The organism is Streptomyces sp. NPDC051217 (genome assembly GCF_044455465.1).
Lineage (GTDB): Bacteria > Actinomycetota > Actinomycetes > Streptomycetales > Streptomycetaceae > Streptomyces.
On sequence record NZ_JBITEV010000018.1, the window covers coordinates 52,207 to 64,722 of the forward strand.

Annotated in this window: 13 protein-coding genes; 7 read left to right on the forward strand and 6 right to left on the reverse strand. The window is 69.2% G+C overall.

Translation table 11 applies throughout. The annotated features are described in order from the left end of the window. Positions 1–81 precede the first annotated feature (81 nt). Positions 82–1,146, forward strand: a complete 1,065-nt coding sequence (locus ACIBBB_RS30975; protein WP_398987854.1) for an aldo/keto reductase — start codon at positions 82–84, stop codon at positions 1,144–1,146. Positions 1,147–1,259: 113 nt separating this feature from the next. Here ACIBBB_RS30975 and ACIBBB_RS30980 read toward each other — a convergent pair whose 3' ends face one another. The 4 genes from ACIBBB_RS30980 to ACIBBB_RS30995 all read right to left on the reverse strand — a co-directional run bounded on the left by ACIBBB_RS30980 (position 1,260) and on the right by ACIBBB_RS30995 (position 5,145). After that, positions 1,260–2,426, reverse strand: a complete 1,167-nt coding sequence (locus ACIBBB_RS30980; RefSeq protein WP_398987856.1) for a hypothetical protein — start codon at positions 2,424–2,426, stop codon at positions 1,260–1,262. Between the two features lie 116 nt (positions 2,427–2,542). Further along, positions 2,543–3,517, reverse strand: a complete 975-nt coding sequence (locus tag ACIBBB_RS30985) for a glycine betaine ABC transporter substrate-binding protein (protein ID WP_398987858.1) — start codon at positions 3,515–3,517, stop codon at positions 2,543–2,545. A 119-nt stretch (positions 3,518–3,636) separates the two neighbouring features. Next, complete coding sequence (locus ACIBBB_RS30990) at positions 3,637–4,404, reverse strand: ABC transporter permease (RefSeq protein ID WP_398987860.1); 768 nt, start codon at positions 4,402–4,404, stop codon at positions 3,637–3,639. Between the two features lie 3 nt (positions 4,405–4,407). Next, positions 4,408–5,145 (reverse strand): ABC transporter permease, encoded by a 738-nt coding sequence (locus ACIBBB_RS30995; protein WP_398987862.1) that lies wholly within the window; start codon positions 5,143–5,145, stop codon positions 4,408–4,410. A 143-nt stretch (positions 5,146–5,288) separates the two neighbouring features. Between ACIBBB_RS30995 and ACIBBB_RS31000 the strand changes: the two genes are divergently transcribed. From ACIBBB_RS31000 to ACIBBB_RS31025, 6 genes are all read left to right on the forward strand, one after another. Next, entirely contained in the window at positions 5,289–6,461 is a 1,173-nt protein-coding gene (locus ACIBBB_RS31000; RefSeq protein ID WP_398987864.1) for an ABC transporter ATP-binding protein, read from the forward strand. Between the two features lie 112 nt (positions 6,462–6,573). Further along, complete coding sequence (folP, locus tag ACIBBB_RS31005) at positions 6,574–7,440, forward strand: dihydropteroate synthase (protein ID WP_398987866.1); 867 nt, start codon at positions 6,574–6,576, stop codon at positions 7,438–7,440. 5 nt (positions 7,441–7,445) lie between these two features. Next, positions 7,446–7,904, forward strand: coding sequence for a nuclear transport factor 2 family protein (locus ACIBBB_RS31010; RefSeq protein ID WP_398988022.1), 459 nt, complete (start codon positions 7,446–7,448; stop codon positions 7,902–7,904). Between the two features lie 211 nt (positions 7,905–8,115). Continuing rightward, entirely contained in the window at positions 8,116–8,475 is a 360-nt protein-coding gene (gene folB / locus ACIBBB_RS31015; RefSeq protein ID WP_398987868.1) for a dihydroneopterin aldolase, read from the forward strand. Next, positions 8,472–9,068 (forward strand): 2-amino-4-hydroxy-6-hydroxymethyldihydropteridine diphosphokinase, encoded by a 597-nt coding sequence (folK, locus tag ACIBBB_RS31020; RefSeq protein WP_398987871.1) that lies wholly within the window; start codon positions 8,472–8,474, stop codon positions 9,066–9,068. The genes folB and folK overlap by 4 nt, the downstream gene beginning before the upstream one ends. Before the next feature lie 138 nt (positions 9,069–9,206). Beyond that, complete coding sequence (locus tag ACIBBB_RS31025; RefSeq protein WP_398988024.1) at positions 9,207–9,695, forward strand: DUF3180 domain-containing protein; 489 nt, start codon at positions 9,207–9,209, stop codon at positions 9,693–9,695. Between the two features lie 35 nt (positions 9,696–9,730). Here the strand turns inward: ACIBBB_RS31025 and folE are convergent, their stop codons facing one another. Both folE and ftsH read right to left on the reverse strand, forming a co-directional pair. After that, on the reverse strand, positions 9,731–10,336 hold the full coding sequence (gene folE / locus ACIBBB_RS31030) for a GTP cyclohydrolase I FolE (protein WP_398987872.1): 606 nt from the start codon (positions 10,334–10,336) through the stop codon (positions 9,731–9,733). 111 nt (positions 10,337–10,447) lie between these two features. Next, a complete protein-coding gene (gene ftsH / locus ACIBBB_RS31035) occupies positions 10,448–12,475 on the reverse strand; it encodes an ATP-dependent zinc metalloprotease FtsH (RefSeq protein ID WP_398987875.1) in 2,028 nt (675 codons plus the stop codon). Between the last annotated feature and the right edge of the window lie 41 nt (positions 12,476–12,516).

A 12,516-nucleotide genomic window follows, 5' to 3' on the forward strand; every position in this document is an offset into this window, starting at 1 on the left:
GCGTTCCCGCGCCGGCCGGGCGTTTCGGAGCCCCGGGGCGCCGGGTGGGACGTCGGAATCCTGGCTACACGAGGAGGAGACGTGGAATATCGGACTCTCGGCAATTCGGGTCTGAAAGTGTCCCGACTGGTGCTCGGATCGATGAACATCGGCGACCGCAAGCAGTTCGCGCAGATCGGCGGGCTGGGACTCGATGAAGCGCGCCGACTCTTCGATGTCGCCCTGGACGCCGGCGTGAACATGATCGACACGGCGAACATGTACTCCTACGGGCAGTCCGAGGAACTCATCGGCCAGGCACTCCGGGGCAAGCGCGACGATGTCCTCATCGCCTCCAAGGTACGTATGCGGCTGGCCGACGGGCCCAATGACGGCGGTGCGTCCGCGTACCACATCATCCGCGAGGTCGAGAAAAGCCTCCGCCGTCTCGACACCGACCACCTGGACCTGCTCTACCTGCACCAATGGGACGGTCAGACACCCATCGAGGAGTCGCTGACCGCCGTCGAGCGGCTCGTCGCCGCCGGCAAGGTGCGCTACCTGGGGATCTCCAACTTCAACGGCTGGCAGATCATGAAGACGAGGTACACGGCGCGTCTGCACCACCTCAGCGCACCGGTCGTCCAGCAGGTCTACTACACGCCGGAGGCCCGGGAGTCCGAGTACGAGATCATCCCCGCGGCGCTCGACCAGGGACTCGGCACCCTCGTCTGGGGTCCCCTGGGCGAGGGGTTGCTCAGCGGCAAGGTCCGGCGCGGCCAGGACGTCGCCTCGACCACCCGGCAGGGCACCGACTGGCCGGAACCGCACGTGGTGGACCGGGAGCGCGCGTACGACATCATCGATCTGCTCGCCGAGATCGCCGACGCCCGGCAGGTCTCCATCCCCCGCCTCATCCTCGCCTGGGAACTCGCCAGGCCCGGTATCACCGGCCTGGTCATCAGCGGTCGTACGGAACAGCAACTGCTCGACAACCTCTCGGCGCCCGATCTGCTGCTGACCGACGAGGAGACGGCCCGTATCAACGAGGCCACCCAGCTCCCGGCGTACTACCCGTACTGGCACCGGATCATCAACGCCACCGACCGTCCCGACCCGGCGGAAGCCCCCTTCCTCGACGGCTACCGGCAGCGGATGCGGGGCTGATCGGTGTTCGATCGATCCGGCACGGGCCGTCGCTCGCCTGCGGGAGTTCGGCGTCACCGTCAGTTCCGAACCGCTCGATGACAGGCCCGAAGACCTTTCGGCTGGATCAGTCCCTAGGAGCCGATCGCGCTGCGCAGGCCCCGCGGCAGCGGCTCGGCCTCGTCGTGCTCGGTCAGGTCGATGACCTGGCCCACCGCCCGGTCGTCGGTCCTGCGCCGCACCGAAAGGGCCTCCTCGCCGGTGACATCGGCGAGGTCCTCGCTCTGCGCCCGTTCCAGCTCCGCCGGCGCGGGCTGTCCGGCCCCGGTCTGCGTGGCCTCCGGGTCGGCGGGGCCGTCCTCCGCGTCGGCGGCGGACGGTTCGATCGCCGACGCGCCGTCCTTCTGCGTACCGAAGAAGTCGAAACCTCCCTCGGGGCCCCGCTGGAGCCGGTGCCGCCGGTTGTACGGGACGATCGCCGAGGCGCCCGGGTGGGGGCGGGTGGCGGGCAGGGACGTCGACGGCCGGGCTTTCAAGGGAAGCGCGGACGAGGGACGTGTGTGCTCGGTGGCCGCCGCCGCTTCCGCCGCGCGCCGCTTCCTGGCTTCCTTCTCCTGCCCGGCCTTCTCGGCGCGGGCCTTGGCGGCCTGCTTCGCCCGCTCGGCCTCCGCCGCGGCGTCCCGGGCCGCGCGCTCGGCGAGTTCACGCCGACGGGCCTCTTCGAGGATCCGCTTCGTGTGCTGTGTCACGCCGTTGCGCGTCAGGTCCTCAAGGGCCTGCGCGGCGCGGTAGTACGCCGACGCGGTGGGCGTACTACCCGCGGGCGGCAGCGCCTTCGGCTCGGCGGCCGCTTCGATGGCGAGCTGCCGCCGGCCTTCCAGCGCGCTGGCGCGCGCGGTCTCCGCCGTGGCGTACCGGCGCAGGAGCGCGGCGTGCTCGCCGCGCAGCTTCGCGAGTTCCACCCGCTTGGCGCGCAGTTTGGTGTCGAGCCGGGTGCGGATCTCGCGCGATTCGTCGATATCGGTTTCGAGTTCGGCTATTCGCTCTTCGGTCTTCCACTCCTCGTTCGCCTGCGCGCGCAGCAGTTCGGCGACGCGCCGACCCGCGGCCCGGTCCCAACTGCGCATCAGATAGGCGCCGGTGGCGCCGGTGGCCGCGGTGACGACCACCAGGCCGCGGAGCGCCACGGGTTCGGCGAGGAGCCAGGCCCCCGCGGCGCACAGAGCCGCGGCCCCGGCCACGACCGACGGCGGCAGAATCCTGTGGAGGGGCGGGGAATGGCGGTGGCGTCCACGTGGCATGGCCAGAAATTTACCGCGCGTCGCCCCGGAATGGGGGTCGGCCGGACAATCTTTCCCCGTCCGTTGCCGACTCCGCTCCGGTCCCTCTACTTCCCGCCGCTTCCCACTACTTGCGGCTACTTGCCGATCAGGTCCTTTGACTCCAGATACTCCTTGGCGACATCCGCGGGCTTCGCGCGCTCGGCGTCGACCTTCAGGTTGAGCTTCGCGAGATCGTCTGTCGTGAGGGTGTCGGTGAGCTTGCCGAGAATGTCCGCGATCTCCTGAGAACCGGCGTCCTTGGCATTGACCACTGGAAGTACGTTGTCCGCGTTCTGCAGCTTCTTGTCGTCCTCCAGGACCACCAGACCGAAGCTGTCGAGCGTGCCGTCGGTGGTGGTGCTGAGGACCAGCTGGTCCTTGCCGTCCTTGACCGCCTGCTTGGCCTGCGGAGTGCCGACGCCCTGCGGGTCGATGCCGGTGACGTCGATTCCGTACGTCTCCTTGAGACCGGGCGCGCAGAACGGCCGTACCTCGCACTCGTCACCCGCGGCGATCTTCACCTTGAGCTTCGACGCGCCCAGATCCGAAAGGGTCTTGAGCTTGTTCTTCTCGGCGTATTCCTTGGTCACCGCGAAGGCGTTCTGGTCGACCGCCTTGCCGGCGGGGAGCACCTTCAGGCCGAGCGGCTCCGCCAGCTTCTCCAGGGCGGCGACCGTGGCGGCCGTGTCGCTGGAGGCGAGCGGCTTCTTCAGGGCCTCGTCCGCGCCGTTCACCTTGGCGTTGAGGAATTCGGTGAGCGTCGCCGCGTATTCGGGGACGACGTCGATCTCACCCTTCTCCAGGGACGGCTCGTACAGCTCGCGGTTCTTCACCGTCGTGACAGAGGTGTCGTATCCGCCGTCGCCGAGGATCTGCGCGTAGAGCTCGGCCAGCACCTTGGACTCGGTGAAGGCCGCGGCGCCGACGACGAGGGAGCCCTTCTTGTCGGAGCCCGAGCCCTTGTCCGAGCCGCCGTCCGACTCCAGGCTGTCGCCGCCGCACGCGGCGAGCGACCCGGTAAGGACGACAGCGCCGAGTACCGCACCCGCGATGCGCGAGGTCTTGCTCATGAAAGTTCACCATCCGTTGAGGGAGGCCTGGGGAGGAGGCCTGGAAAGTCGGTCGTCACACGGTCGTTGATTCGAACGGTCGTGGATCCACACGCTTGTCGTGTCACTCGGTCGTCATGTCACACCGTCTTCGTCACCCGGTCCAGCGGGAGCACGTCATCCTTGCCGAGGGCGTCGCCCGCGGCGCCGTCGCGCGCGCCGGGCACCGGTGCCCGGACGGTGGTGGCGGACGGAGACGGGTCGAGCACCCGGTCCAGCGCGACGAGCACGCCCTCGACGACCAGCGCGAGCAGCGCCACCAGGAGCGCCCCGGCGACCACCTGCGGGGTGTCGTAGGTGTTGAAGCCGGCGGTGATGATCCGCCCGAGGCCGCCCTGTCCCACCATCGCCGCGATCGTGGCGGTGGCGATCACCTGCACGGAAGCGGACCGGAGGCCGGTCATCACCATCGGGTACGCGAGGGGCAGCTCGACCCGTACGAAGAGCTGTCGCCCGGACATCCCCATGCCCCTGGCGGCTTCGAGCACCGCCCGGTCCACCTCCCGCATGCCCACGTAGGCGTTGGTCAGCAGCGGCGGCACGGCGAAGAGGATCAGTGCGACGATGGTCGGCACATAACCGGCGTTGCGCAGCGGGGAGAGCATGAACAGGGCGAGCACGGCGAAGACCGGGACCGCCCGCCCCACGTTGGAGATGTTGATCGCGAGCGCGCCGCCCTTGCCGATGTGCCCGAGGTAGAAGGCCGTCGGGAGCGCTATCGCACAGGCGAGTGCGAGCGCGACCCCGCTGACGTACACATGCTCACCGAGCCGGGCCAGCGCACCACCCTCACCGGACCAGTTGGAACCGGTGATCAGCCAGGTCCACGCGTCTGCCAGAACATCCATCGGTCAGCCCCCCACCTTCACCGGACGGCCGGTCCGGCCCTCGCGCGCCGGACGTGCCGCGCGGCGCTCGCCCGTACGTGTGCGGGTCCAGGGTGTGAGCAGCCGCTGGAGTCCGAGGAGGAGCAGGTCGGCCGTGATCGCCAGCAGCACGCAGAGCACCGAGGCGGCGAGCACCTGGGCCTTGAACAGGCTCGGCAGCGCGTCCTCGATGAGATTGCCGAGCCCGCCGCGTCCCACGATCGAGCCGACGGTCGTCAGCGCGACCGTCGAGACCGTCGCGATCCGGACACCCGCCATCAGCGCGGGCAGCGCGAGCGGCAGCTCGACCTCCCAGAGCAGCCGTCCGGAGCCGTACCCCATCCCGCGCGCTGCCTCTTTGGCCTCCGCCGGAACGGAGTCGAGCCCCGCGATGATGTTCCTCACAAGGATCGTCAGTGAATACAGCACCAGGCCGGTGATCACCAGCGCGGACGACAGTCCGAAGAACGGCAGCAGCAGCGAGAACATCGCCAGCGACGGGATTGTGTAGAGCAGCGTCGTCAGTCCGAGCACAGGGCCGGCGAAAGCCGGTTTGGCGCGTGCGAGCAGGGCGAGGGGAAAGGCCACGAGCAGCCCGATGAGGACCGAGACAACGGTGATCCAGATGTGCTGGACCGTCGCATCGATCAACTCCTGGCTACGGGAGCGGAGGTACTCTCCGCAGATCCATTCGTTCGCCGCCAGACAGCTTTGAGCGCTCATCCACCCCCGCCTCCCCTATCTCCCCGAACGTATGTCTGGTGTCTTTGTCTCGGCGACCCTATCCCCGACCACTGACAATCGCGGAAGGCCGCCACATTTCGGCAACATTGCCTTCACACAAGACCCGTCACAATGGGGAAATCATGATCCGATTCGAGCACGTCACCAAGCGGTACCCGGACGGCACCACGGCCGTCGACGACCTCAGCCTGGAGGTCGGAGCGGGCGAGCTGGTCACGCTCGTCGGACCGTCCGGCTGCGGCAAGACGACCACCATGAAAATGGTCAACCGGTTGATCGAACCGACCGAAGGCCGGATCTTCATGGACGGAGAGGACATATCGGCTGTCGACCCTGTCCAGCTCCGGCGCCGGATCGGCTATGTGATCCAGCAGGTCGGCCTGTTCCCGCACAAGACGATCCTGGAGAACACGGCGACCGTCCCCCATCTCCTCGGCTGGCCGCGCGGCAAGAGCCGTGAGCGCGCCGCCGAACTTCTCGATCTGGTCGGCCTCGACCCGTCCGTCCACGGCGACCGCTACCCCGAGCAGCTCTCCGGCGGTCAGCGTCAACGCGTGGGCGTGGCACGGGCACTGGCCGCCGACCCGCCCGTCCTGTTGATGGACGAGCCCTTCGGCGCGGTCGACCCCGTCGTACGCGAACACCTCCAGAACGAGTTCCTGAAGCTCCAGGCGGCTGTCAACAAGACCGTGCTCTTCGTCACGCACGACATCGAGGAGGCGGTCCGCCTCGGCGACCGGATCGCCGTGTACGGGCAGGGCACCATCGAGCAGTTCGACGCCCCCGCCGCCGTGCTGGGCGCGCCCGCCACGCCGTACGTCGCCGACTTCGTCGGCGCGGACCGCGGCCTCAAGCGGCTCTCGGTCACGCCGATCGAGGAGGGCGACCTGGAACAGCCGCCCGTCCTGCACCTGGACGACCAGCTGCGGACCGCGGCGGCGAAGCTTTCCAAGGAAGGCGCGCGCTGGGCGGTCGTCCTGGACGGCGACGACAATCTGCACGGCTGGATCTCGACCGAGCAGACAGGCTCCTCGGGGACCGTACGGGAGCACGCCCGTCGTATGGAGGCCTGGCTGCCCGTGGGCGCCTCGCTCAAGCAGGCGTTCTCCACGATGCTCCAGCACGACGCCGGCTGGATCGCCGTCATCGACAAGGAGGAGACGGGGCGCTTCCTCGGCGTGCTGACCCCGGCCCGGCTGCACGAGGCGCTGCGCCGCTCGATCGACGCGGACGCGCACGCCATCCCCCGCACCGAGGTGGAACTGGAGACCGTCGCGCAGATCGCGGCGTCCTGACCGCGCGCCGCGTCCCCGTACCGCGCCGCGGGCCCGGCGGTGTCCCCCGGTGAGGGGCCGTCCCCGCCCGGTGGGGGCGTACCCGGGCACGTACGGGCCTAGGGTGGGACGTATGAGTACGTTGCGCCCGCAGGGCGGAAGGGGCACGGTCGACGGCCTGCCGGAGTGGGACCGCTGCGCGGTCATGGGAGTCGTCAACGTGACGCCCGATTCCTTCTCCGACGGCGGCCGCTGGTTCGACACCACCGCCGCCGTCAAGCGCGGCCTCGATCTGGTCACCGAGGGCGCCGACCTGGTGGATGTCGGCGGCGAGTCAACGCGTCCGGGCGCCTCTCGCGTCGACGAGGACGAGGAGCTGCGGCGCGTCCTGCCCGTCGTGCGGGGCCTGGCGTCCGAGGGAGTCACGGTGTCCGTGGACACCATGCGGGCCTCCGTCGCGGAACAGGCCGTGGCCGCCGGAGCCGTCCTGGTCAACGACGTCAGCGGCGGCCTCGCGGACCCGGCCATGGTGCCCGCCGTCGCCGCCGCGGGCGTGCCCTTCGTCGTCATGCACTGGCGCGGTTTCAGCCAGGACATGAACAGCCGCGCCGTCTACACGGACGTCGTCACCGAGGTGGTGGCCGAACTGCGCGACCGCATGGAGGCGGTGGTCGCCGGCGGCATCGCCCCCGAGCGCCTGGTGATCGACCCCGGCCTCGGCTTCGCCAAGGGGGCCGAGCACGACCTCGCACTGCTGGCCCACACGGCGGACCTCCGGACGCTGGGCAGACCGCTGCTGGTCGCCGCGTCCCGTAAACGGTTCCTCGGCCGCGTACTGGCCGGTGACGGCGCACCGCCACCCGCACGCGAACGGGACGCCGCGACCGCCGCCGTCTCGGCGATCGCCGCCCACGAGGGCGCCTGGGCGGTACGGGTGCACGAGGTTCGCGCGACCGCCGACGCCGTCCGCGTGGCGCGCGCCGTCGAGGGAGCCCGGTGAAGAGCCTGCCGAGCGGGACCGACAGTGAACAGGTCGACGCCCTCAACACGGCCTTCTACGAAGCGATGGAGCGTGGCGACCTCGACGAGCTGTCCGACCTCTGGCTGGACGGCGACAGCCCCGGCGTCAGCTGCGTCCACCCGGGCTGGCCGGTGCTCACGGGCCGCGGCGAGGTACTGCGCTCGTACGCGCTGATCATGGCCAACACCGAGTACATCCAGTTCTTCCTTACGGATGTCCTGGTGTCCGTCGCCGGCGACACCGCTCTCGTGACCTGTACCGAGAACATCCTCAGCGGCGGACCGGCCGAGGAGAGCGGTGCGCTCGGCCCGCTCGTCGGCCAGTTGGTGGTCGCCACCAACGTCTTCCGTCGCACCCCCGAGGGCTGGCGGGTCTGGTCCCATCACGGCTCCCCCGTTCTGGCCGAAACCGACGACGAGCAGGACGACGAATCTCCCGCGTGAGTGGGTATGGCATCTACAAGGGCCGGCCCCGTGCCCTGGGAGTTACCTGCGGTTCCCTGTCGCCCGGAGCCCGCCGCGGACGTGGCCCGCGGTGGCCGAGGCCCCCACGGGCAGGCTGTGTCGGTGCCCGCGAGTAGATTCGACCGGGGACACGCGTCGTCCGCATACGGCATAGTGCCCCTCTTGACCAACGACAGCAGGAGTGATTCGCGTGGACCGTCTCGCGCTGCGCGGCCTCAAGGCCCGTGGGCACCATGGCGTCTTCCCCCGGGAGCGCGAGGAGGGGCAGACCTTCATCGTGGATCTGGTGCTGAGCCTCGACACCCGCCCCGCGGCGGCGGGCGACGACCTGACGAGAACCGTCCACTACGGAGTCGTGGCCGAGGAGGTCGTGGCCGTCGTGCGGGGCGAACCGGTCGACCTGATCGAGACACTCGCCGAGCGCATCGCGGAACAGTGCCTGAAGCACGACGCCGTCGAGGAGGTCGAGGTGACGCTCCACAAGCCGGACGCCCCGATCACGGTGCCCTTCGACGACGTGACCATCACCATCACCCGGAGCCGAGTATGAATCCACAGAGTGATCCGACCGTTCAGCCGGTGCCGGCCTCGGTGGTGGCCCAGGTCGACGCGGCGGACGTCACGCTGTCCAATCCGAAGCGCGCCGTGATCAGCCTCGGGTCCAACCTCGGCAACAGGCTGGAGACCCTCCAGGGAGCCATCGACGCGCTGGAGGACACCCCCGGCCTGCGGGTGAAGGCGGTGTCCCCGGTGTACGAGACGGCGCCCTGGGGCGTCGAACCGGGCACCCAGCCCACGTACTTCAACGCGGTCCTCGTGGTCAAGACCACGCTGCCGCCCTCGTCCCTGCTGGAGCGGGCCCAGGCCGTGGAGGAGGCGTTCGACCGCGTCCGCGTGGAACGCTGGGGGCCGCGCACGATCGACGTCGACATCGTGGCGTACGCGGATGTCGTCTCGGACGACCCGGCGCTCACCCTCCCCCACCCGCGCGCCCACCAGCGGGCCTTCGTGCTCGTGCCCTGGCACGACGTGGAGCCGGAGGCGCGGCTCGCCGGGCGGGGTACGGTCTCCGAACTGCTCGCCGTCGTCGAGCAGAAGGGCGTGGAGCCTCGCGCGGACCTGGAACTCCGCCTGCCCGACTAGTCGTTGGGCACTGCGAACGGGTAGTCCGGTCGGAGGACCGGCCCCGGGTGCGGGTCGGGCTGCCGGTGGGTGTGCCCGGAGTACGTGTGTGGAGTAGGTGTGTCGGTGACGAGCAAGGGTGAAGGGCGGTCTCTCGCGGTGAGGCAATTGCGGATCGGGGTTCTGGCGGGCCTCTTCGCCGTGGCCGGGGTGCTCTCGTGGGGCGCCGCCCGCCTCTGGGACTCGCTCGGGACCCTGCCCAGCGTGCCTCTCGCCGCGCCCATCGTGCTCGCGGTGATCGCCGTCGTCCTCACGGCGACGGCCCTCTCGCTCCGCTCCCGGCTGCGTGCCCAGCGTGAGCGCCGGCCGGGCGCCAAGGGTGTGGATCCGCTGATGGCCGCCCGAGCGGTCGTTTTCGGTCAGGCGAGCGCGCTGGTCGCCGCGCTGGTCGCCGGGATGTACGGAGGGACCGGCGTCTTCCTGCTCGGCTTCCTGGAGATCCCCGCCCGACGGGACCAGGCGTACTACGCGGGAGCATCGGTGGTCGCCGGCATCGCGGTGATCGCCGCCGCGTTCTTCCTGGAGCGTGTGCTCAAGCTGCCGGACGACGGACACGACGACAACAACCACGGCGCCGCCCACGTCTGACCTGTCCGGGCCAGGTCGGCCCGACCGGAACTGGTTCAGCGGGCCATGATCAGACTCATCGCCTCGTTGCGGGTCGCCGGGTCGCGCAGCTGACCTCGTACCGCCGAGGTGATCGTCTTGGCACCGGGCTTGCGCACTCCGCGCATCGACATGCACATGTGCTCGCACTCGACGACCACGATCACACCGCGCGGCTCCAGGATCTTCATCAGCGAGTCCGCGATCTGCGTGGTCATCCGCTCCTGGACCTGGGGCCTGCGCGCGTAGACGTCCACCAGCCGCGCCAGCTTCGACAGCCCGGTGATCTTCCCGTCGGACGACGGGATGTAGCCGACGTGCGCGACACCGTGGAAGGGCACCAGATGGTGCTCGCAGGAACTCTGCACCTCGATGTCCTTCACCAGGATCATCTCGTCGTGGCCGATGTCGAACGTCGTGGTCAGGACATCCTCGGGCCGCTGCCAGAGCCCCGCGAATATTTCCTTGTACGACCTGGCCACCCGGCCCGGCGTCTCGCGCAGGCCCTCGCGGTCCGGGTCCTCGCCCACCGCGATCAGAAGCTCCCGTACGGCGTGCTCGGCCCGCTTCTCGTCGAACTCGCCGATCTCACCTTCACCGTCGAGCCTCACGGGATTGGTCATCTGGGCCTCGTTCCTCTGCCGTTCCGTGCGCGGCAACAGAAATGCCGCGCCCCATCAGGCTAAGACCTGTGGGGCGCGGCATCTATTCCGGGCCTGGTGAGAAGCGCGGGGTCAGCTCTCCGGACGCTCCTCCGGAACAGCCTCGGGCGAGGAGTCGCCGTTCGTCACTCCGGGAATCACGCCGTTGGAACCGGTCGCCCCGTTGGTGAGGGCCAGCTCCTTGGGCGAGAGCACCGGCGGGCGGGTCGAAGGCGTACGCCGCGAGGAGCCGGTCCACGCCGGACGGGCCGGGCGCCGCACGATCGTCGAGAAGATCTCGGCGATCTGCTCCTTGTTGAGCGTCTCCTTCTCCAGCAGCGCGAGGACCAGGTTGTCGAGAACGTCGCGGTTCTCGACGAGGATCTCCCAGGCCTCGTTGTGCGCGGTCTCGATCAGCTTCTTGACTTCTTCGTCGACCAGCGCGGCGACCTCTTCCGAGTAGTCGCGCTGGTGGCCCATCTCACGTCCGACGAAGGGCTCCGAATTGTCACCGCCGAACTTGATCGCGCCGAGCCGCTCGGTCATGCCGTACTGCGTGACCATGGCCCGTGCCGTCGCCGACGCCTTCTCGATGTCGTTGGCCGCGCCGGTGGTCGGGTCGTGGAAGACCAGCTCCTCCGCCGCGCGCCCGCCCATCATGTAGGCAAGCTGGTCCAGCATCTCGTTGCGCGTGGTCGAGTACTTGTCCTCGTCGGGCAGGACCATGGTGTAACCCAGGGCCCGGCCGCGGGACAAGATCGTGATCTTGTGCACCGGGTCGGAGTTCGGAGACGCCGCCGCGACCAGGGCGTGGCCGCCCTCGTGATAGGCGGTGATCTTCTTTTCCTTCTCGGACATGATCCGGGTCCGCTTCTGCGGGCCCGCCACGACTCTGTCGATCGCCTCGTCCAGGGAGTGGTTGTCGACGAGCTTCTTGTCGCTGCGCGCCGTCAGGAGCGCCGCTTCGTTCAGCACGTTCGCCAGGTCCGCTCCGGTGAAGCCGGGCGTACGGCGGGCGACAGCGCCCAGGTCGACGTCCGGGGCGACCGGCTTGCCCTTCTGGTGGACCTTGAGGATCTCCAGACGGCCCAGCATGTCCGGGCGGTCGACAGCGATCTGGCGGTCGAAACGTCCCGGGCGCAGCAGCGCCGGGTCGAGGATGTCGGGCCGGTTCGTGGCGGCGATCAGAATGACCCCGCCCTTCACGTCGAACCCGTCCATCTCGACGAGCAGCTGATTCAGCGTCTGCTCGCGCTCGTCGTGGCCACCGCCGAGGCCCGCACCGCGGTGCCGGCCGACGGCGTCGATCTCGTCGACGAAGACGATCGCCGGGGCGTTCGCCTTGGCCTGCTCGAAGAGGTCACGCACTCGGGAGGCACCGACACCGACGAACATCTCGACGAAGTCGGAACCGGAGATCGAGTAGAAGGGGACGCCGGCCTCACCGGCGACCGCGCGGGCGAGGAGCGTCTTGCCCGTACCGGGCGGGCCGTAGAGCAGCACGCCCTTCGGGATCTTGGCGCCGACAGCCTGGAACTTCGCGGGCTCCTGGAGGAACTCCTTGATCTCGTGGAGCTCCTCGACCGCTTCGTCGGACCCCGCGACGTCGGCGAACGTCGTCTTGGGAGTGTCCTTCGTAATGAGTTTGGCCTTGGACTTCCCGAACTGCATGACTCGGGAGCCGCCGCCCTGCATCTGATTCATCAGGAACAGGAAGACCACGACGATGAGGACGAAGGGCAGCAGGGAGAGCAGCACAGAGACGAAAGGACTCTGCTTGGAGGGCGAAACCGTGTAGCCCTGCTTGATGTCGCCGCTCTCGAACTTGCGCTGCAACGTCTGGGCCAGACCGGTGCCCTGGGAGCCGATGTAGCTCGCCTGGACCTTGTCACCGCCCTGGACCTTCTGGCCGTCCTTGAGGTCGATCTTGATGATCTGTTCGTCGCCTGTGGTCAGCTTGACCTGGTCGACCTGGTTGTTGTCGATCGCACGGACGACCTCGCCGGTGTCCACCGTCTTGTAGCCGCCCGACGAGCCGACGACCTGCATCAACACGACCACGGCGAGGACGGCCAGCACGATCCACATGACAGGCCCACGGAAGTATCGCTTCACGTCCATCCATACGGAGCGAGAACGCCCCGTCCCTCCTGCCCGTAGGT

Excerpts from the sequence above, each read along its gene's own strand:
- folE (WP_398987872.1), bottom strand. The coding sequence starts at position 10,336 with ATGACCAATCCCGTGAGGCTCGACGGTGAAGGTGAGATCGGCGAGTTC.
- ACIBBB_RS30980 (WP_398987856.1), bottom strand. The coding sequence starts at position 2,426 with ATGCCACGTGGACGCCACCGCCATTCCCCGCCCCTCCACAGGATTCTG.
- ACIBBB_RS31000 (WP_398987864.1), top strand. The coding sequence starts at position 5,289 with ATGATCCGATTCGAGCACGTCACCAAGCGGTACCCGGACGGCACCACG.
- folK (WP_398987871.1), top strand. The coding sequence starts at position 8,472 with ATGAATCCACAGAGTGATCCGACCGTTCAGCCGGTGCCGGCCTCGGTG.
- ACIBBB_RS30985 (WP_398987858.1), bottom strand. The coding sequence starts at position 3,517 with ATGAGCAAGACCTCGCGCATCGCGGGTGCGGTACTCGGCGCTGTCGTC.
- folP (WP_398987866.1), top strand. The coding sequence starts at position 6,574 with ATGAGTACGTTGCGCCCGCAGGGCGGAAGGGGCACGGTCGACGGCCTG.
- ftsH (WP_398987875.1), bottom strand. The coding sequence starts at position 12,475 with ATGGACGTGAAGCGATACTTCCGTGGGCCTGTCATGTGGATCGTGCTG.
- ACIBBB_RS30990 (WP_398987860.1), bottom strand. The coding sequence starts at position 4,404 with ATGGATGTTCTGGCAGACGCGTGGACCTGGCTGATCACCGGTTCCAAC.
- ACIBBB_RS30995 (WP_398987862.1), bottom strand. The coding sequence starts at position 5,145 with ATGAGCGCTCAAAGCTGTCTGGCGGCGAACGAATGGATCTGCGGAGAG.